The sequence below is a fragment of the Acidovorax sp. 62 genome, from assembly GCF_002754495.1.
Taxonomy (GTDB): domain Bacteria; phylum Pseudomonadota; class Gammaproteobacteria; order Burkholderiales; family Burkholderiaceae_C; genus Acidovorax.
In genome coordinates this window covers 158,536-176,726 of the sequence record NZ_PEFJ01000001.1, presented here as the reverse complement: position 1 = coordinate 176,726, position 18,191 = coordinate 158,536, and the positions used below count along the sequence as shown (strand labels likewise).

Here is an 18,191-nt window from a genome sequence, read left to right as displayed (position 1 = left end):
CACCGACCCATCATGTGGATCAAGCGCGCTTTTGACATTGCCTTTTCGGCTACCGTGCTGCTGCTGCTAGCACCGCTGCTGGCCGTGATTGCGCTATGGGTGCGCCGCGACTCGCCCGGCCCGGTCATCTACCAGCAAGAGCGCGTGGGGCGACATGGGCAGCTGTTTCGCATCTACAAGTTCCGCACCATGCGCGCTGGCGCAGAGGCTGCGGGGCCGCAGATCACCGTCGGGGCCGATGCGCGCATCACCCGCGCGGGCCGATTTTTGCGCCGCACCAAGCTCGACGAGCTGCCCCAGTTTGCCAACGTGCTGTGCGGCGACATGAGCGTGGTGGGCCCGAGGCCTGAGGTGCCCAGGTACGTGGCGCTGTACCCCGCCGAGGTGGCGGCGCAGGTGCTGAGCGTGCGCCCTGGCATCACCGACCTGGCCTCGCTGGCGTACCGGGACGAGAGCGAAGTACTGGCGCGCAGCAGCGACCCCGAGCGGGCCTACGTGCAAGAAATTTTGCCCGCCAAGCTGCAATATGCCTGCCAATATGTGCAGCAGCGTAGCCTGTGGCTGGACCTGCGCATCATTGCCCGCACGGCCGCTGCCGTGTTCAGTGCGCCAGCGGGCCCACAGAAACCTTAAAATCACCGGTTCGGCTGTGCAAGGACATCCTTCTCAGCCCGCTGATTTCGCCCCCTACAGCGCCGATAGCCACCCCACTGCCGCCCCTTGCGCGCCGTGGCCCCTTCCAAAAGCCCTGCAGCCACTGCACCCAGCCCCTATGTCTGAACAGAACCACGCCCCCGCCCCCCAAGACGAGAACCAGCTCATCGCCGAGCGCCGCGAAAAGCTCCGCGCCCTGCGTGAAGCCCAGGCCCAGGGCGGCGCCGTGGCGTTCCCCAACAACTTCAAGCCCGTCCACAAGGCCGCGGCGTTGCAAGCCGCGCACAGTGGTGCAGACGCCGAGGCGCTGGAAGCCAACCCCGTCACCGTGAGCGTGGGCGGCCGCATGATGCTCAAGCGCGTGATGGGCAAGGCCAGCTTTGCCACCGTGCAAGACGGCTCGCTGGGCGACACCGGTGGCCGCATCCAGCTCTACATCACCCGCGATGCCGTGGGCGAAGAGCTGTACGCCGCCTTCAAGCACTGGGACCTGGGTGACATCGTGGGTGCCGAAGGCACGCTGATGAAGACCAAGACCGGCGAGCTGTCGATCAAGGTGACCAGCCTGCGCCTGCTCACCAAGAGCCTGCGCCCGCTGCCCGACAAGTTCCACGGCATGAGCGACCAGGAACAAAAGTACCGCCAGCGCTATGTGGACCTGATCACCGACGAGCAGGCGCGCAAGCGCTTTGTGGCCCGCAGCAAGGCGGTGGCAGGGCTGCGCGAATTCATGGTGCAAAACGACTTCCTGGAAGTCGAGACGCCCATGCTGCACCCCATCCCGGGCGGCGCCAATGCCAAGCCATTTGTGACGCACCACAACGCGCTGGAACAAGAAATGTTCTTGCGCATTGCGCCCGAGCTGTACCTCAAGCGCCTGATCGTGGGCGGTTTTGAGCGCGTGTTTGAAATCAACCGCAGCTACCGCAACGAAGGCATCTCGGTGCGCCACAACCCCGAGTTCACGATGATGGAGTTCTACGCCGCGTACTGGAACTACCAGGACCTGATGGAATACACCGAAAAGCTGATCCGCGAAGTGGCACTGAAGGCCACGGGCTCGCTGCAACTGAGCTACGGCGGCCGCGAGGTGGACCTGAGCCAGCCGTTTGCCCGCCTGACCATCCGCGAAGCCATCTTCCAGTACACCGAAGCCGGTGCCCATGTGGACGATGCCGCCTGGCTCATCAGCGCCCTCAAGAAGCTGGGCATGTCGGAAGAGAAGGACAAGCTCTCCACCCGCTCGCTGGCCAGCCTGCAGGTGTTCTACTTTGAAGAAACCGTGGAAGACAAGCTGTGGCAGCCCACCTTCATCATGGAGCACCCCACCGAGATCAGCCCGCTGGCCCGCGCCAACGACACGCGCCCCGAGGTGACCGAGCGCTTTGAGCTGTACATCACCGGCCGCGAATTTGGCAACGGCTTCAGCGAACTGAACGACGCCGAAGACCAGGCCGCACGCTTCCACGCCCAGGTGGCCGCCAAGGACAGCGGCGACGACGAAGCCATGTTCTACGACCACGACTTTGTGCGCGCTCTGGAATACGGCATGCCCCCCACCGGCGGCTGCGGCATTGGCATTGACCGCCTGATGATGCTGCTGACCGACAGCCCCAGCATCCGCGACGTGATCCTGTTCCCGGCCCTGCGCCGCGAAGGCTGATCCACGGACCGCGTTACCTCGGATATCCATGGCGATTCCCAAACACCGCCTGCCGGAGTGGGTGCAAGACTGGCTGGAGGTGATCGTGCCCGGCGGCCAGATCCTGGGCATCATGCTGGTCGCATTCTTGCTGCAAGGGCTGCTGCGGCGGCTGGTGCGCAAGGCGGCACGGCATTACCAGTTGCCCGGCGAGCTGGTGGTACCTATCAACGGGCTCATCCGCTGGACCATCATGGCCAGCGCTGTGCTGCTGGTGCTGGAGCGCCTGGGCGTCTCGGCCACCGTGCTGTGGACGGCCTTCACCGGCTTTGCCACCGTGGGCGCCGTGGCGTTTTTTGCGGCGTGGAGCGTGCTGTCCAACCTGTTCTGCGCGCTGCTCATCTTCACGGTGCGGCCATTTCGCATTGGTGACCACGTCGAGGTGCTCGACACCGCCGAAAAGCCCGGTGCCAAGGGCCGTGTGGTGGACGTGAACCTGCTCTACACCACGCTGGAAGAATTCAACACCCCGCCGGGCAGCGCCTGGGTGCAGATACCGAATGCGCTGATCTTCCAGCGCGTGGTGCGGCGCTGGCACGGGGAGCCACCCTCACCGGCCACCTTGGCTCCCGCCGTGTCTGCCACGGGCGCAGAGCCCCAAGCCGCTAGCCCTGAAGCTCAGGCAACCTCCCCCGCGCCTTGACCTGACCCTGGCAACACCACCCGTCCCTCGGGTGGCGTTACCGTTGTCATTCCCTCACATCAACAGGTCCAGCGCCTGCATGTACGCAGGCTGCAGCATCAGCTCATCCCAAGGCTGGGGCAGTGTCTCGGGCAGCAGTGCCAGGCGGCGCGATTCGCTGTCCACGCTGGGCTGCCACAGGCCCTGGGCTTGGGCCTTTGCCAGGCCGTCGATCAATTCGTCCACTGCCTGGCCTTCGCCCAGGCTCTGGTTGCACAGCAGCACCAGGTCGCAGCCCGCCTCCAGCGCCGCCACGGCGGCAGCGGTGTAGCTCACCACCTGGCCGTCCAGGCGGCGGGCGCCTTCCATGCTCAGGTCGTCGCTGAAGATGGCGCCGTCAAAGCGCATCTGGCGGCGCAAAATCTCTTGCAGCCAACGCTGCGAGAAGCCTGCGGGGCGGCTGTCCACCTTGGGGTAAATGACATGCGCAGGCATCACGCTGGTGAGCGTGGTGCTGAGCCACGGGTACGGCGCGGCGTCGTCGGCCAGGATGGCCTTGAGGCTGCGCTTGTCCACCGGCACTTCGGTATGCGAATCGGCTTTGACGAAGCCGTGGCCAGGAAAGTGCTTGCCGCAGTTGGCCATGCCCGCCTGCAGCAGGCCGTGCATCAGACTCTTAGCCAGCAGGGCCACCACACGCGGGTCACGGTGGAAGGCGCGGTCGCCAATCACACCGCTCTCGCCCCAATCGAGATCGAGCACCGGGGTGAAGCTGAAGTCCACACCACAGGCCCGCAGTTCGGTGCCCAGCACGTAGCCCGCCGCCGTGGCCGCATTGGTGGCCCGCAGCGCACCGCTGCCGGGCACGGCCTTGGCGCCCTTGCCGTCATCCATCCACATCTCGCCCAGCGCGCGCATGGGCGGCAGGTGCGTGAAGCCATCGGTGCGAAAGCGCTGCACGCGGCCGCCTTCGTGGTCCACGCAGATCAACAGGTCGTCGCGCACGGCCTTGATGCTGCTGGTGAGTTGCAGCAGCTGGGCACGGTCCACCCAGTTGCGGGCAAACAGGATGACGCCGCCCACCAGCGGGTGGGCCAGGCGACGGCGGTCGGTGGCGGTGAGCTCGGTGCCGGCTACGTCAATGATGAGGGGGGCGTGTTCGGTCATGGAAGATCGGATGGGTGATGAATTGCTATCAAATCAAGAGCTGCTTGCGCTTATAGGGAAAGCGCTGGAGGGCCATTTCCCTCCAAACGCTCCACCACGCAGAAGCTGGCGGCGTAATCGGTCTCGTCCGTTACGCTCAGGTGGGCATGCAGGCCGCGTTCTTCAAACCAGGTTTTCAGGGCCCCGTGCAGCACGATGACGGGCTGACCGCTGGGCAGCTTGGCCACCTCGCAGTGGCGCCAGGTCATGGGCATGCGCATGCCCAGCCCCACGGCCTTGCTGAAGGCCTCTTTGGCAGAGAAGCGCGTGGCCAAGTAGCGCAGGCCGCGGTCGGGCCAGCGCTCGGTGCGATCACGCCACACGGCCAGCTCACCTGCGGCCAGCACCTTTTCGGCAAAACGGTCGCCGTGGCGCTCCAGGCTTTCGCGGATGCGGCGCACGTCGCAGATGTCGGTGCCAATGCCGTAGATCATGGTTTTGAGCCCAATATGCAGCTAGCGCTTGATTAATAAGCGCAAGCAGCTATCAAATCAGGAGTGATTGCAATCTTTAAAGCCCGCGTCGATGCATGCCTGGTAAGCCTGCACCGTGGCGGCGTAGCCCAGTTCCAGCGCGTCGGCAATCAGTGCATGGCCGATGGAGACTTCGAGCACACCGGGCACCTCGCGCACAAAGGCGGCGAGGTTATCGCGGTTGAGGTCATGCCCAGCGTTCACGCCCAGGCCGGCATCCAGCGCAGCCTGGGCGGCTGCTGCGTAGCGGGCCAGTTGCTCGGCCTGCTGGGGGGTACCCCAGGCTGCGGCATAGGGTTCGGTGTACAGCTCCACGCGGTCAGCGCCCACGGCACGGGCGGCGGCCATTTGCTCGGGCACCGGGTCCATGAACAGGCTCACGCGCACACCCAGCGCCTTGCATTCGGCGATCAGCGGGGCCAGACGCTCGGCATCTTGCGGAAAGCTCCAGCCGTGGTCGCTGGTGAACTGGTCTTCGCTGTCGGGCACAAAGGTGGCCTGGTGAGGGCGCACGGTGCGAATGAACTCCATCAGGTTCTGCGATGGGTTGCCTTCAATGTTGTATTCGCGGTCGGGCCAGGCCTTCATCAACTCGGCCAGGGCGTACACATCGTCGCCACGAATGTGGCGCTCATCGGGCCGAGGGTGCACGGTAATGCCCTGCGCCCCAGCCTGCAGGCACAGCGTGGCCGCACGGGTCACGCTGGGAATGCCCAGGTGGCGCGTGTTGCGCACCAGGGCCACCTTGTTGACGTTGACGGACAGTGCGGTGCGGGAATGTGGGTGGGTGGTCATAAGCTTTGCAAATCCATCATGAGCTGGCGGGTGCGCAGCACCGGGCTGCCGCAATGGTATTGCAGTACGGCGCGCAGCTGGGGTTTGAGTTCGACCGCCACAGGGGCACAGGCGCGCAGCGTGGCGGTGTAGCTGGCGGCTTGGTCCAGCGCCGTTTGCAGCGCACGCCATTGGTTGCCACAGAGGCTGGCACGGTCGGTGCTGGAGGCCGCCCGCAAGCCGCCTTCAGCCACCAGGGTGTAACGGCCCTCAGGCCGCAGGGTGGCGAAGGTAGCGGTCTCGGCATCGAGCGTGGGCAGCAGGCCCAACTCACGCAGCAGCAGCAGTTCAAAGCTGCGCAGCACGGGCTCCAGGGCATCGCTATGCTCGCTGGCCAGCACGCGCACCACGCCCGCATACACGTCAAACAGGCCCGCATGCGCATCGGCACGGGCCAGCAGGCGCAGCAGCAATTCGTTGAGGTACAGACCCGACAGCAGGGCATCGCCCGTGGGCATCACGTGCCCGCCCACCCACTCGGCGCCTTTGAGGGTGTGGATGTCGCCCACCCCGTCACCGGCCAGGGTGTAGGTGAGCAACAGTGGCTGCAGCGGCAGCAGCACGGGCCGGAAATTGGAGGTGGGCTTTTTGGCCCCCTTGGCCACCAGCGCCACGCGCCCCTGGCGGCGGCAAAACACCTCCAGGATCAGACTGGACTCGCTCCAGTCGTAGCTGTGCAGCACGTAGGCAGGTTCGTCGGTGATGCGCTTGGCGGCGGCCACGGGAGGGCGTATCGGTGGGCTTGAGGAAAGGCGATGGTGGCAATGAAGGCATTCGACCCAGCACCACCGCCCAAAGAAAGGACGGCAGGCGCCGATGGAATGCGCTTACTCGTAGCCGAAGGAGCGCACGCGGGCTTCGTCGTCGGCCCAGCCGGAACGCACCTTGACCCACACTTCCAGGAACACCTTGGCTTCAAGCAACTTTTCCAGCTCTTGCCGGGCTTCGGTGCTGATGCGCTTGAGGCGCTCGCCCTTTTCGCCAATCACCATGGCTTTGTGGCCATCGCGCTCGACCACGATGGTCGCAGCCACGCGCACAAAGCGCTTGTGCGCCTTGCTGGGTTCTTCGTCGAACTTGTCGATGACCACGGTGGAGGTGTAGGGCAGTTCATCGCCAGTGAAGCGAAAGAGCTTTTCGCGGACGGTTTCGCTGACCAGGAATTTCTCGCTGCGGTCGGTCAACTCGTCCTCGGCGTACCACCAGCCTTGCTCTGGCAGGTACTTTTCGCAAATACCAAAGAGCCGCTCCACATCACCCTTGTTCTTGGCCGACATGGGCACAAACTCGGCAAACGGGTGGCGCTCTTGCATGCTCTTGAGCCAGGGGGCCAGCTCTGCGCGGCGGTTCACGGTGTCGAGCTTGTTGGCCACCAGCAGCGTTGGGATGCCGGGCTTGAACAAGGACAGCACCTTGGCATCGGCCAGGGTGAAGTTGCCTGCTTCGACCACAAACAAGATCAGGTCCACATCACCGATGGCGCCCATCACGGTCTTGTTGAGCGATTTGTTCAGCGCAGTGCTGTGCCGGGTCTGGAAGCCTGGCGTGTCGACAAACACAAACTGCGTGGCCCCCAGCGTGCGGATGCCGGTGATGCGGTGGCGCGTGGTCTGCGCCTTGCGCGAGGTGATGCTGATCTTCTGCCCCACCAGTGCATTGAGCAGCGTGGACTTGCCCACGTTGGGCTTGCCCACGATGGCGATCAGGCCGCAGCGTTGGCCATCGACCGGCGCAGCAGGTACACCCGCCGCCGCCTTGACAGCACCCGCCGCACGGGCTGCCGCCAGCATGGCATTCAAGTCATCCGGGCCTTGCGCGCTCGCAGATTCGGCGCCAGCAGCTACATTTTTAGTAGCATCGTTCATAATTTCTTCGCTTTCAATGTGGCCAGCATGGCGCCAGCGGCGGCTTGTTCCCCCGCCCTGCGGGAGCCGCCGATGCCACGTTCGGTCAGCCCCAGTTCGGTGATGTCGCATTCCACATCGAAGGTCTGGCGGTGGGCCTCGCCCACGGTGCCCACCACGCGGTATTGCGGCAGCTTCATTTTGCGGCCCTGCAGCCACTCCTGCAATGCGGTCTTGGGGTCTTTGGCCACGGCCTGCATCTGGGGATTGATCTCCATCCCCTCGAACAAGCGGTGCACCAGCGCCTCGGCACCGGCATAGCCTGCATCCAGATAGACCGCACCAATCAAGGCCTCCAGGGCATCGGCCAAGATGGAGGGGCGCTGCTGCCCACCGGACTTGGACTCGCCCTCGCCCAAGCGAAGCACCTCGGACACCTTCAAGCGCAGCGCAAGCTGGTGCAGAGTGTCTTGCTTGACCAGATTGGCCCGCACCCGGGAAAGATCGCCTTCAGGCAACTGCGCCAGCCGCTGGTACAGCAAGCTGGCCACCGCCAGGTTCAAGACAGAGTCCCCCAAGAACTCCAGCCGTTCGTTGTGGTCGGCCGAAAAGCTGCGGTGGGTGACAGCCCGCTGCAATAGCGAGGGATCGGAAAAAACATGCTGCAGGCGGGCCTGCAGCGAAGAGAGACTGGGATGCACTAATTATTCGGTCTGGTATTGAAAACGGTAAACAAGGAAGGCTGGGCCAGCCAACTCGATCTCGCGGGAGTACTTGAAGCCTACAACGGTCTTGTCACCGCGCTTGGTGATCTCCAAATCCTTGCCAGAAATGGAACTGATGTTGTCAATGGCCCCGGCGCGATCAAACGATGCACGGATGTCTGCCACCGTGGAGCCATCCTTGGATGCCTTCAAAGTTGCCTTGCGGATCGCCTGGTACTCCAGAAAAATCGGCACCGACTGCCCGCCAATCGCGAAGGTCGCCACAGCCAATACACCAATGAAAATGACACCGATAAAAGACAGGCCACGTTGACGCGCACGCGCTGTTGTGTAACGCAAATTCATACCAAACACCCTCCTGTTGTATACGGCCACTGGCCTGCTCAGTGAAATGGCCCAATGCGCTTGAAGTCGCCAAAGTTCATCCAGACGAAAAACGCCTTGCCCACGATATTGCCTTCAGGCACAAACCCCCAATAGCGGGAGTCCAGGGAGTTATCGCGGTTGTCGCCCATCATGAAATAGTGGCCTTCAGGCACCTTGCAAACCACACCCTCCACACTGTAGCGGCAGTTTTCGCGGTAGGCAAAGTTGCTGGCACCTTGCACAAACGCAGGAGCTTCAGGGTTGTTGATAAGTCGATGCGGTTGCGCGCCCAGTTGCTCTTCAAACTGCTTGAAGTAGCGCATGCTTTCTTCTTCCAGAAAGTCAGGCTGGGCAGCGGTCTGCACGGGCTTGCCATTGATGGTCAGGCGCTTGTTCAGATAAGCCACCTCGTCCCCCGGCACGCCCACCACGCGCTTGATGTAGTCAAGCGTAGGCTGCGGAGGGTAACGGAACACCAACACATCACCGCGTGCGGGCTTGTTGCCTTCGGTGATCTTGGTGTGGATGACCGGCAGACGCACGCCGTAGGTGAACTTGTTCACAAGGATCAGGTCGCCTACGCGCAAGGTCGGAATCATGGAGCCCGAAGGAATTTTGAACGGCTCAAATAAAAAGGAGCGCAACACAAACACGGCCACGATGACGGGGAACAGGCCTGCGGTCCAGTCCAGCCACCAGGGCTGCATGAGGATGCGGCCCTTGGCTTCTTCGGCGTCCACATCCACCTTCTGGATGCCCATACGGTCCAGCTCGGCCCGGCGCTGCACAGCGGCATCTTCGATGGCTTGCGCAGCCTTGCGGCGCTGGGGCAAAAAGTAAAAGCGTTCGCCCAGCCAATAGGCCCCCGTCACGACGGTGGCCAAAAACAGCAGCAAGGCAAAGTTGCCTTCCAGCGCACCAAAATACCAAGCACCGATGTACCCGGCAAAAGCCGCCAGAATCAGCGACGTGAGAGTTTGCATGAACCGCATCAATCTTCCACCTGCAAAATGGCCAGAAACGCCTCTTGGGGCACCTCCACCGAGCCAATCTGTTTCATCCGCTTCTTACCGGCCTTCTGCTTTTCGAGCAGCTTGCGCTTGCGGCTGATGTCGCCACCGTAGCATTTGGCCAGCACGTTCTTGCGCAGGGCCTTGATGGTCTCGCGCGCAATGATGTTGGCACCGATGGCCGCCTGAATGGCCACGTCGTACATCTGGCGACTGATGATCTCGCGCATCTTGGCCACCACCGCGCGGCCGCGGTATTGCGACTGTGAGCGGTGCACGATGATGGACAAAGCGTCCACCTTCTCGCCGTTGAGCAGGATGTCCACCTTCACCACATCCGAGGCGCGGTACTCCTTGAACTCGTAGTCCATGGACGCATAACCGCGCGACACCGATTTGAGCTTGTCGAAGAAGTCGAGCACGATTTCGCCCAAGGGCATTTCGTAGGTGAGCATCACCTGGCGCCCGTGGTAGGCCATGTTCATTTGCACGCCGCGCTTTTGGTTGGCCAGCGTCATCACGGGCCCCACGTAGTCCTGCGGCATGTACAGGTGCACGGTGACGATGGGCTCGCGGATTTCCTCCAGGCGCCCCTGGTCAGGCATCTTGGAGGGGTTCTCGACCATGATGACTTCACCATCGGCCTTGACCACTTGGTAGACCACGCTGGGGGCCGTGGTGATCAGGTCCTGATCAAACTCGCGCTCCAGACGCTCCTGCACGATTTCCATATGCAACAGGCCCAGGAAGCCGCATCGGAAGCCAAAACCCAAAGCCTGGCTGACTTCGGGCTCATAGTGCAGCGAGGCATCGTTGAGCTTGAGTTTTTCCAGCGCATCGCGCAAGGAGTCGTACTCGCTCGCTTCGGTGGGATACAGACCAGCAAACACCTGGGGCTGGATTTCCTTGAAACCCGGCAGGGCTTCTGTCGCAGGTCCGGCGTTGTTGGGCAGCTTTTTTTCCAGGGTGATGGTGTCCCCCACCTTGGCGGCCTGCAATTCTTTGATGCCCGCAATGATGTAGCCCACCTGCCCGGCCTCCAGCGCTTCCAAGGCCAGGTTGGCCGGTGTGAATACACCCAGATTGTCCGCGTTGTACACAGCCCCCGTGGCCATCATCTTAAAGCGCTCACCCTTGGCCAAGCGGCCGTCCACGACACGCACCAGCATCACCACCCCTACATAGGGGTCGAACCAGCTGTCAATGATCATGGCGCGCAAAGGGCCCGTGGGGTTGCCCTTGGGGGCTGGCACCTTGGCGACGATCAGCTCCAGGATTTCCTCAATGCCCAAACCCGTTTTCGCGGAACAAGGGATAGCGTCCGCAGCATCAATGCCGATGACATCCTCGATTTCTGCCTTGGCGTTGTCAGGGTCGGCGTTGGGCAGGTCCATCTTGTTCAGAACAGGAAGCACTTCTACACCCAGCTCCAGCGCGGTGTAGCAGTTGGCCACCGTCTGGGCTTCAACCCCCTGCGATGCATCGACCACCAGCAACGCGCCCTCGCACGCAGACAGGGAGCGACTCACCTCGTACGAAAAGTCCACATGCCCGGGCGTGTCGATCAGGTTGAGGTTATAGACCTGTCCATCCTTGGCCTTGTATTGCAGCGCCGCAGTCTGTGCCTTGATCGTGATCCCGCGTTCCTTTTCAATGTCCATGGAGTCCAGGACCTGGGCCTCCATATCGCGCTCAGCAAGCCCGCCGCAACGCTGGATCAAGCGGTCTGCCAGCGTCGACTTACCATGGTCGATGTGCGCAATGATGGAGAAATTTCTGATGTGATTCATCAACGAAAAGCGTCAAATAATGGGATGAGAAAGGCGCGCACAAGAAAAAAGGGCGCGTCGAATGGCGACGCGCCCTGAACCAACAATCATTGGCAACTGCGATGGTTGGAGCTTCATTGTAGGCAAAAAGGCCATACCAAACAGCCCGCTCCACCGCATGCGGGGGTCGTTGCCACGTTGCAACAAAATACTTACACACAGTTTATCCACAGCATCGCCACTTAATTGGTGCACAACATGTGGGCGAACTGTGGAACAGCTGTGAATGGCTTTCATGCATACCGTATCGTGGAGGAAGACCTCGCCGATATGCATTCAAGCGCTGAGAGCGGGCTCTATTCTATCGAAATCGGTAATTGCACAAATTTTAAGTTGGTGACAACTAACTTTCAAACCATTTTGAGAGCGTGCAATGGCTTGACTTGCCGGGGCATATCCCTGCAGGTGCACAGCCATCATCCAATTCAACGGGCTGGCGCAGGGCGAATCAGCGCGTATTGCGCCCACTCTCCACGGCGGTACAACACACTCAAGGTTTTGCTCTTGTCGACCTTGCCTAAGATGGCATCAAAGTCCTTCACGCCAGACACCTCGGTATTGGCGATTGCCAGGATGATGTCACCCTCACGCAAGCCAGCCCTGGCAGCGCCATCGACAGCAGCCGAGACCAAAACACCGCCCTTGAGCTTGAGTTCCTTCTTTTGAGCCTCCGGCAACTCCGTCACCGTCAACCCCACTTGCTGCCCAGCCGAAGAAGCCTTGGCGCGCTCCTCACGGTCCGTCGTTTTCACCGCCACTTTGTCTGGCTCAATCTCGGCAATGGTGACAGCAAGGTCACGGCTTTGCCCGCGACGAAACACCGTCAAGCTGCTCTTGCTACCCGGTTTGGTGTTGCCCACCAAGCGAGGTAGATCGGCCACTTTTTCAATCGCCTTGCCTTCAAAGCGGATGATGATGTCTCCCGCCTCGACACCGGCTTTTTCCGCTGGCGAGCCCGACTCCACACCCGTCACCAACGCACCTTGCGCCTTGCCCAGGCCCAGAGACTCAGCCACGTCCTTGGTCACGGGGCCAATCTGCACGCCAATACGCCCACGCGTCACGCGGCCGGAGGCACGCAGTTGCTCGCTCACACGCATCGCCTCATCCATGGGAATCGCAAATGAAATCCCCATAAACCCCCCAGAACGCGAATAAATCTGGCTGTTGATGCCCACCACCTCTCCGCGCATGTTGATCAGCGGCCCGCCAGAATTGCCAGGGTTGATCGCCACATCGGTCTGAATGAATGGCAGATAGTCACCCGTGTCACGCTGCTTGGCACTCACAATGCCTGCCGTGACCGTGTTCTCCAGACCAAACGGAGAGCCAATCGCCATCACCCACTCGCCGACCTTCAGGCGGCTGACATCCCCCACCTTCACCGCAGGCAAACCACTGGCCTCAATTTTGACCACAGCCACGTCCGTGCGCTTGTCGGCGCCCACGATCCTCGCCTTGAACTCCCGTTTGTCTGCGAGGGTCACGATCACTTCATCGGCCCCTTCGACCACATGCGCATTGGTCATCACAACGCCGTCGGCCGTGAGAATGAACCCCGAGCCCACACCGCGTGGCTGCTCATCCTGCTGTGGGCGCTGCTGGCGCGGCGCGTTGGGAATAGGCACACCGAAGCGCTTGAAAAATTCCGCCATCTCTTCATCCATCGCACCAGCCCCAGAGCGGGCTGAGGCTTTCTCGGTGGTGCGAATATTGACCACCGAGGGACCCGCCAGCTCTACAAGTTCCGTAAAGTCTGGCAGGCCACGCACCACCGCTGATTGCGCAGCAGCGGAGACAGGCACCAACGCCGTCAGCCCAGACAGGCCAGTGAACACACCAGCCAAGGCAACGGAACGCAGCAACTTCCAATCCAGAGTAGACATCATGGGCCTTTCAAATCGAGGTAACAATTACCAATCACGAATGCATCTCTGAAGAGCACCCAAGCGAATAGGTTCCCAAATACGGGCTGATTTGGGAGCCGATTTTTTTAAAACAGAAGACCAATACAGGCAGCACACTCGGCAGACGAGTGAATGCACCGGCAGACACGTTCACCGAAACGGGTCAGCGCGACCGCTCCCAGTGCTTAGAGAAAAGGTGCAGCGTCTTGCGCGGGACTTCTCCCACGATGGTCAGCCAGGTGTCTTCACCTGCTCTGCGCGCCAGCATCTGGGTTGCCCCCATGCTGACCTCCTGCACCTCCACACCACCGTGCCGCGTAGCGTCCATGGGCTCCATGAACAGCGATACAGACGCTAGGCCGTCAGAGTACAGGCACTGCAAGACACTGCGTGCACCGGCCTCTACAGACAGTGTGCGCCGATAGCATTGGACAGGAACAAAGCCCTCCACCGGCTGGCGCAATACCCACCCCTCTTCCTGGGCAGAGGTCTTGCGGACCTCAGGTGACACGCGCTGAAATCCGTCCACAGCGTCCATCGCGCGTGACAGGTCTTCCGCTTTCACACTGGCATTCCAGTCAATTTCCGAGAACGCAGCCTGCTCCATCACCTTGGCGTTGGGCGACAAGGTTTGCAGCTTCATGACCAGCCCCGTTTCCTGGTCCGCCCAAATGCGGTAGCCCAGCCGCAGATCGTCTTGAGGCTTGAGCCACAGCACGTCCGCACTCCGTCCAGCCACACGCTCCAGTCCCAAACGCTGCACAGCGTAGAACTGTGAGAGCTTGGTGCCCGCCACTACGGAGGGCTGTGGAAACAAGGCTGGGGTGTCACTGCGATCCGTGCGCACGGTACGCGACGATGCGAAGAAGGTCCTGACCTCACCGTTGCGCCGAAATACGGTGCGTGGCACACCCGACAAGGTTTCCACACGCTCCACTTGCAAACTCCCATCACAAGCGTGGGCAATGCGGGAGCTGGACATGGCCCCTGTGGCCGAGATCACAACAAAAGTACCCACATACGAGCGCCGACACGCAGCCCCTCGCATGTGAGCCATCCATTGCGTGACATCAAGGTCCACCGATACGGCTTGCGCCGAAGGCAAGGGAGCAGCAGATGCAGAAGACTCCGCAGCCACTGCCATGGGCACACCCCACCCCAAGGTAAGCGCAAGAACTGCGACACGCCCCCAAAGGCCAGCCATTCGATCCACGGATGCTTGCGAAACACAGAAGAGAGACCTCCCCTGCACCAGCCAAGGCGAGTTACCGAGAAGGCTCTTCAAAAGTGGCATTGCGCAAAAAGCCCGCAGGCATCTGAAGAGCCGAAGTGCTACCGAATTGTTTGTGAGCTTGCAACAGCTCGTCCAGGCGTGGGTCGCGCAACATCACAGGCTGCCCAGCCCTTTCCGAAACAGCCACCACCGAAGCCGGTGGCGCAACTGGAGCAGAAGCCAATTGCGCGCCGCCGCCCCTCAAGGCTTCAACAGAATTCCAACCGATGGCGGCGACCGCAGCCATCGACGCAATACCGGCCACCATCTTCCAGCGAAACACCGACGCATTGGCCGCTGGCTGCGGCACATGGACAGACACCACCGGTGATTCAGATTGCAGTACCAAAGGCACACGTGCGGCGGCAGGCTCCTGGGCCAGTTGCTCCCGCAAGCGCCCGAGCAAGGGACTCGATGCGTGTGCAGCCAATTCAGGCGAGCGCAACACATCTCCCACCAGATGGTAGAGCTCCCACGTGGCTTGGCTCTCTTCACCGTGGGCCAAGCGCAAGGCCTCAGCCAAGGCCTCGCCTTCGAGCTCACCATCCATTAACGCCGACAACTGCTCGCACTGATTCAAATCTTTGTCCATGATGTCACCTGTCTAACCAGCCCCCACACATACAGATCTGCACACTTCGGTATCGCATTCTTCCGCACCCGACCAAAGCCACCTCGCCCAGCCATCTCTCGGAAAAAAGGAAAGAGGCGCAGCCATGCCCCAGTCACCACCGCTTGCCAGACTGTTTGTCCAACAGCGGGCGCACTTTCGCAGAAATAGCCTCACGGGCCCGAAAAATCCGGGACCGAACCGTGCCAATAGGGCAATTCATTGCCAGCGAAATTTCTTCATAGCTCAGCCCCTCAATCTCGCGCAGCGTCACAGCCTGCCGCAAATCCTCAGGCAAAGCCTCCATAGCGGCATTCACCACCCGTGCAATTTCCTGTGCAGCTAAAACGGTTTCTGGCGTTTCTTCGGTGGTTAGTTCATTGTCAACGCGGGAAGTTTCATCCTCATCGTCTCCGCCTCTGAGGGCGTTCTCGGAGATGACCGGATTGCGTTTCATGTCCATCAACGCCTTTTTGGCGGTGTTCACAGCAATGCGGTAAAGCCAGGTGTAAAACTGGGCATCCCCCCGAAACTGGTGCAGCGCCCGATAAGCCCGGATGAACGTCTCCTGTGCGATGTCCTGCACCAGATCTGTGTCGCGCACCATCCGGCCGATCAGGCGCTCGATGCGCCTTTGGTATTTGATGACCAGCAGCTCGTAGGCTCGCTGGTCACCTGCAACCGTGCGCTCCACCAGTTGGAGATCGCTGTCTGCAGGAAGGGAAGGCGGGGTTACATTCATGGGCACTCAGAAATCACGCCTTAGGGCTCTCGGCTTGGCGCCTCGGTAGATTGGACAGCCATGGGGGCTGCCTGCATGGCGGGCGAATATACCGCACGGCGCAAATCACCCCAGCGTTCAGGGCGCTGCGAGCGTTCGAGCCACAACCAAAGCGGGGCATGGCCATCCCTGTACACCAGGATCCACAGCGTGTACTGCAAATCCAGAATAACGGCGGGCGCCTGCCGCAAGGCCGCGCCTTCCTCAGACACCCCCGCCTGCTCCGAATCGGCAACTTGTAAGGTCCAAACTTGCCCGTTCCAGGCCAACAAGCCATGCGGAGACCTCCGCCAGTACCCCAAAGCACCCAAAGCCGCGATCACCCAGCCCACAATCGCCACCAAGGCAAAGACACCTCGACCCCCTGCAGTCCACACACTCGCTGCATACCAAGCAACCCCACCACCGGAAACCACAGCCAGCCACACGCAAAGCCAGCCCAATGCAGCACTCCTTGCAAAAGGGTAGCGCACAGCTGGAGCCGTATATTTGGCAGAGACCATCATGGCATCCCGGGACGGCTGTTGTTTGGGCGTAAAAAAGGCAGTCGCAGCAGACCAATGCAGAAGCGGTCACAGTGCAAGCCCAACGAACCCAGGCTCAACCACCCCTGCAAAGGCCGCCGAAGCTTTCGCAACTGCACCCCCAAAAAATAAAAGGGCAGACATCCCACATCAAAAACATGGAATGTCCACCCTAAGGCCACCAAGCGCTCAGCGCAACGTAGCTTGTATCCGTGCATCAAACCCGCTTGAAAACCAGCGAGCCGTTGGTGCCCCCAAAACCAAAGTTGTTCTTGAGAGCAATGTCGATCTTCATGTCACGCGCCGTATTGGCACAGTAGTCCAGATCACACTCAGGATCCTGGTTAAAGATGTTGATCGTCGGTGGCGCCTTTTGATGGTACAGCGCAAGCACCGTGAAAACACTTTCGATGCCACCCGCGCCGCCGAGCAAGTGCCCGGTCATCGACTTGGTCGAACTGACCACCGTGTTGCGCGCATGGTCACCCAAAGCGGCCTTGATGGCATTCGTTTCGTTCAAGTCACCCAGCGGGGTTGAGGTACCGTGGGCGTTGAGGTAATCCACCTGGTCGGCATTAATACCCGCGTTACGCAATGCGTTGAGCATGGCGCGACGTGGCCCATCCATGCTGGGAGCAGTCATGTGCCCTGCATCAGCACTCATGCCAAAGCCTGTCAATTCCGCGTAGATTTTTGCTCCCCGTGCCTTGGCGTGTTCGTACTCTTCCAGCACCATCACACCAGCACCTTCACCCAACACAAAACCATCGCGGTCTTTGTCCCAGGGGCGCGAGGCCGTCTTGGGGTCATCATTGCGGGTGGACAAGGCGCGCATGGCAGCAAAGCCGCCAATGCCCAGCGGAGACACCGTGGACTCTGTGCCACCGGCCACCACCACATCAGCGTCGCCGTATTCGATCATGCGACCGGCTTCTCCAATGCAGTGCAAGCCCGTCGTACATGCAGTCACCACAGCCAGGTTAGGGCCCTTGAAACCAAAACGCATCGACACATGCCCAGCCACCATATTGATGATGGAGGCAGGCACAAAGAATGGCGTGATACGGCGAGGACCCCGGCTGGCGTACTCGACGTGGGTGTTTTCTATCAGCGGCAAACCGCCGATGCCAGAACCAATCACACAGGCAATGCGGGTGGCAAACTCTTCATCGAGCGCCTCGCCCGTAGGCAAACCCGCATCCTGCACAGCCTGCGCTGCTGCTGCGATACCAAAATGAATGAAGGAGTCCATCGCACGCGCATCTTTGGCGCTGATGTAGGACTCCAGGTCCAATCCCTTGACCTCGCCTGCAATCTGGCAGGAAAAATTCGACGCATCGAACTTGGTGATGAGGTCAATGCCGGACTTGCCGGCAAGGATGTTGGCCCAGGCATCGGCCACCGTGTTACCCACGGGGCTGACGCAACCCAGGCCGGTCACGACAACGCGACGACGGCTCATGCGTGAAAACCTTCTACTGATCGCTTGAGTCAGGCGCAGGGCGCCGCTCAGGCCTTCTGGTGATTGTTGGCGTAGTCGATGGCGTTTTGCACCGTGGTGATCTTTTCCGCGTCTTCGTCGGGGATCTCGATGCCGAACTCGTCTTCCAGTGCCATCACCAGTTCCACGGTGTCGAGGGAGTCTGCGCCGAGGTCAGCCACGAAAGACTTTTCGTTGGTGACTTGGGACTCTTCCACTCCGAGTTGTTCGGCAATGATTTTTTTGACGCGTGCTTCGATATCGCTCATGGTTTCCCTCTGGGGGTTGTGAATGAATCCGCGATTCTAGCTGGTAAGGAGATTCCCTCCTCATCAGCCCGCCGTCGGGATA

The 18,191-nt window shown here is 61.1% G+C and carries 19 protein-coding genes; 3 read left to right on the top strand and 16 right to left on the bottom strand.

What is annotated here, in order from left to right; all coding sequences use genetic code 11:
- Window positions 1-12: 12 nt before the first annotated feature.
- From CLU86_RS00755 to CLU86_RS00745, 3 genes are all read left to right on the top strand, one after another.
- Window positions 13-633 carry a sugar transferase gene (locus tag CLU86_RS00755; RefSeq protein ID WP_099740238.1) on the top strand — a complete coding sequence of 207 codons (621 nt, stop codon included), beginning with the start codon at window positions 13-15 and terminating at the stop codon, window positions 631-633.
- 139 nt (window positions 634-772) lie between these two features.
- A complete protein-coding gene (gene lysS, locus CLU86_RS00750) occupies window positions 773-2,317 on the top strand; it encodes a lysine--tRNA ligase (RefSeq protein ID WP_099740237.1) in 1,545 nt (514 codons plus the stop codon).
- 28 nt (window positions 2,318-2,345) lie between these two features.
- Window positions 2,346-2,999, top strand: a complete 654-nt coding sequence (locus CLU86_RS00745) for a mechanosensitive ion channel family protein (protein WP_099740236.1) — start codon at window positions 2,346-2,348, stop codon at window positions 2,997-2,999.
- 54 nt (window positions 3,000-3,053) lie between these two features.
- Here the strand turns inward: CLU86_RS00745 and nagZ are convergent, their stop codons facing one another.
- From nagZ to acpP, 16 genes are all read right to left on the bottom strand, one after another.
- Complete coding sequence (nagZ, locus tag CLU86_RS00740) at window positions 3,054-4,145, bottom strand: beta-N-acetylhexosaminidase (protein ID WP_099740235.1); 1,092 nt, start codon at window positions 4,143-4,145, stop codon at window positions 3,054-3,056.
- Window positions 4,146-4,195: 50 nt separating this feature from the next.
- A complete protein-coding gene (gene acpS / locus CLU86_RS00735; protein ID WP_099740234.1) occupies window positions 4,196-4,618 on the bottom strand; it encodes a holo-ACP synthase in 423 nt (140 codons plus the stop codon).
- A gap of 57 nt (window positions 4,619-4,675) precedes the next feature.
- On the bottom strand, window positions 4,676-5,452 hold the full coding sequence (locus tag CLU86_RS00730; protein WP_099740233.1) for a pyridoxine 5'-phosphate synthase: 777 nt from the start codon (window positions 5,450-5,452) through the stop codon (window positions 4,676-4,678).
- Complete coding sequence (gene recO / locus CLU86_RS00725; RefSeq protein ID WP_099740232.1) at window positions 5,449-6,213, bottom strand: DNA repair protein RecO; 765 nt, start codon at window positions 6,211-6,213, stop codon at window positions 5,449-5,451. Before recO ends, CLU86_RS00730 begins: the two co-directional genes overlap by 4 nt.
- 105 nt (window positions 6,214-6,318) lie before the next feature.
- The gene (gene era, locus CLU86_RS00720) at window positions 6,319-7,356 is read right to left on the bottom strand and encodes a GTPase Era (RefSeq protein ID WP_099740231.1); all 1,038 of its coding nucleotides are present in this window, start codon (window positions 7,354-7,356) and stop codon (window positions 6,319-6,321) included.
- Entirely contained in the window at window positions 7,353-8,036 is a 684-nt protein-coding gene (gene rnc, locus CLU86_RS00715; protein ID WP_099740230.1) for a ribonuclease III, read from the bottom strand. The genes era and rnc overlap by 4 nt, the downstream gene beginning before the upstream one ends.
- A 3-nt stretch (window positions 8,037-8,039) precedes the next feature.
- Window positions 8,040-8,405 (bottom strand): DUF4845 domain-containing protein, encoded by a 366-nt coding sequence (locus tag CLU86_RS00710; RefSeq protein WP_099740229.1) that lies wholly within the window; start codon window positions 8,403-8,405, stop codon window positions 8,040-8,042.
- Between the two features lie 38 nt (window positions 8,406-8,443).
- On the bottom strand, window positions 8,444-9,418 hold the full coding sequence (lepB, locus tag CLU86_RS00705) for a signal peptidase I (RefSeq protein WP_099658158.1): 975 nt from the start codon (window positions 9,416-9,418) through the stop codon (window positions 8,444-8,446).
- A complete protein-coding gene (gene lepA, locus CLU86_RS00700; RefSeq protein WP_099740228.1) occupies window positions 9,418-11,226 on the bottom strand; it encodes a translation elongation factor 4 in 1,809 nt (602 codons plus the stop codon). The genes lepB and lepA overlap by 1 nt, the downstream gene beginning before the upstream one ends.
- A 12-nt stretch (window positions 11,227-11,238) precedes the next feature.
- Window positions 11,239-11,502: a hypothetical protein gene (locus CLU86_RS22510; RefSeq protein WP_143226631.1), complete on the bottom strand. Its 264-nt coding sequence runs from the start codon at window positions 11,500-11,502 to the stop codon at window positions 11,239-11,241.
- A 188-nt stretch (window positions 11,503-11,690) separates the two neighbouring features.
- The gene (locus CLU86_RS00695; RefSeq protein ID WP_369803795.1) at window positions 11,691-13,154 is read right to left on the bottom strand and encodes a DegQ family serine endoprotease; all 1,464 of its coding nucleotides are present in this window, start codon (window positions 13,152-13,154) and stop codon (window positions 11,691-11,693) included.
- Between the two features lie 181 nt (window positions 13,155-13,335).
- A complete protein-coding gene (locus tag CLU86_RS00690; RefSeq protein WP_099743196.1) occupies window positions 13,336-14,229 on the bottom strand; it encodes a MucB/RseB C-terminal domain-containing protein in 894 nt (297 codons plus the stop codon).
- Between the two features lie 208 nt (window positions 14,230-14,437).
- Window positions 14,438-15,037 (bottom strand): sigma-E factor negative regulatory protein, encoded by a 600-nt coding sequence (locus CLU86_RS00685; RefSeq protein ID WP_099740227.1) that lies wholly within the window; start codon window positions 15,035-15,037, stop codon window positions 14,438-14,440.
- Window positions 15,038-15,170: 133 nt separating this feature from the next.
- Window positions 15,171-15,797, bottom strand: coding sequence for an RNA polymerase sigma factor RpoE (rpoE, locus tag CLU86_RS00680; protein WP_099658155.1), 627 nt, complete (start codon window positions 15,795-15,797; stop codon window positions 15,171-15,173).
- Between the two features lie 780 nt (window positions 15,798-16,577).
- Window positions 16,578-17,822 (bottom strand): beta-ketoacyl-ACP synthase II, encoded by a 1,245-nt coding sequence (gene fabF, locus CLU86_RS00670; RefSeq protein WP_099740225.1) that lies wholly within the window; start codon window positions 17,820-17,822, stop codon window positions 16,578-16,580.
- Window positions 17,823-17,869: 47 nt separating this feature from the next.
- Complete coding sequence (gene acpP / locus CLU86_RS00665) at window positions 17,870-18,109, bottom strand: acyl carrier protein (protein ID WP_044397886.1); 240 nt, start codon at window positions 18,107-18,109, stop codon at window positions 17,870-17,872.
- Between the last annotated feature and the right edge of the window lie 82 nt (window positions 18,110-18,191).

What these genes read in the sequence shown, in the direction of transcription:
- CLU86_RS00755 (WP_099740238.1), top strand. Translation starts at nt 13, where the DNA reads ATGTGGATCAAGCGCGCTTTTGACATTGCCTTTTCGGCTACCGTGCTG.
- lysS (WP_099740237.1), top strand. Translation starts at nt 773, where the DNA reads ATGTCTGAACAGAACCACGCCCCCGCCCCCCAAGACGAGAACCAGCTC.
- CLU86_RS00745 (WP_099740236.1), top strand. Translation starts at nt 2,346, where the DNA reads ATGGCGATTCCCAAACACCGCCTGCCGGAGTGGGTGCAAGACTGGCTG.
- nagZ (WP_099740235.1), bottom strand. Translation starts at nt 4,145, where the DNA reads ATGACCGAACACGCCCCCCTCATCATTGACGTAGCCGGCACCGAGCTC.
- acpS (WP_099740234.1), bottom strand. Translation starts at nt 4,618, where the DNA reads ATGATCTACGGCATTGGCACCGACATCTGCGACGTGCGCCGCATCCGC.
- CLU86_RS00730 (WP_099740233.1), bottom strand. Translation starts at nt 5,452, where the DNA reads ATGACCACCCACCCACATTCCCGCACCGCACTGTCCGTCAACGTCAAC.
- era (WP_099740231.1), bottom strand. Translation starts at nt 7,356, where the DNA reads ATGAACGATGCTACTAAAAATGTAGCTGCTGGCGCCGAATCTGCGAGC.
- CLU86_RS00710 (WP_099740229.1), bottom strand. Translation starts at nt 8,405, where the DNA reads ATGAATTTGCGTTACACAACAGCGCGTGCGCGTCAACGTGGCCTGTCT.
- lepB (WP_099658158.1), bottom strand. Translation starts at nt 9,418, where the DNA reads ATGCGGTTCATGCAAACTCTCACGTCGCTGATTCTGGCGGCTTTTGCC.
- lepA (WP_099740228.1), bottom strand. Translation starts at nt 11,226, where the DNA reads ATGAATCACATCAGAAATTTCTCCATCATTGCGCACATCGACCATGGT.
- CLU86_RS22510 (WP_143226631.1), bottom strand. Translation starts at nt 11,502, where the DNA reads ATGAAAGCCATTCACAGCTGTTCCACAGTTCGCCCACATGTTGTGCAC.
- CLU86_RS00695 (WP_369803795.1), bottom strand. Translation starts at nt 13,154, where the DNA reads ATGATGTCTACTCTGGATTGGAAGTTGCTGCGTTCCGTTGCCTTGGCT.
- CLU86_RS00690 (WP_099743196.1), bottom strand. Translation starts at nt 14,229, where the DNA reads ATGGCTCACATGCGAGGGGCTGCGTGTCGGCGCTCGTATGTGGGTACT.
- CLU86_RS00685 (WP_099740227.1), bottom strand. Translation starts at nt 15,037, where the DNA reads ATGGACAAAGATTTGAATCAGTGCGAGCAGTTGTCGGCGTTAATGGAT.
- rpoE (WP_099658155.1), bottom strand. Translation starts at nt 15,797, where the DNA reads ATGAATGTAACCCCGCCTTCCCTTCCTGCAGACAGCGATCTCCAACTG.
- fabF (WP_099740225.1), bottom strand. Translation starts at nt 17,822, where the DNA reads ATGAGCCGTCGTCGCGTTGTCGTGACCGGCCTGGGTTGCGTCAGCCCC.
- acpP (WP_044397886.1), bottom strand. Translation starts at nt 18,109, where the DNA reads ATGAGCGATATCGAAGCACGCGTCAAAAAAATCATTGCCGAACAACTC.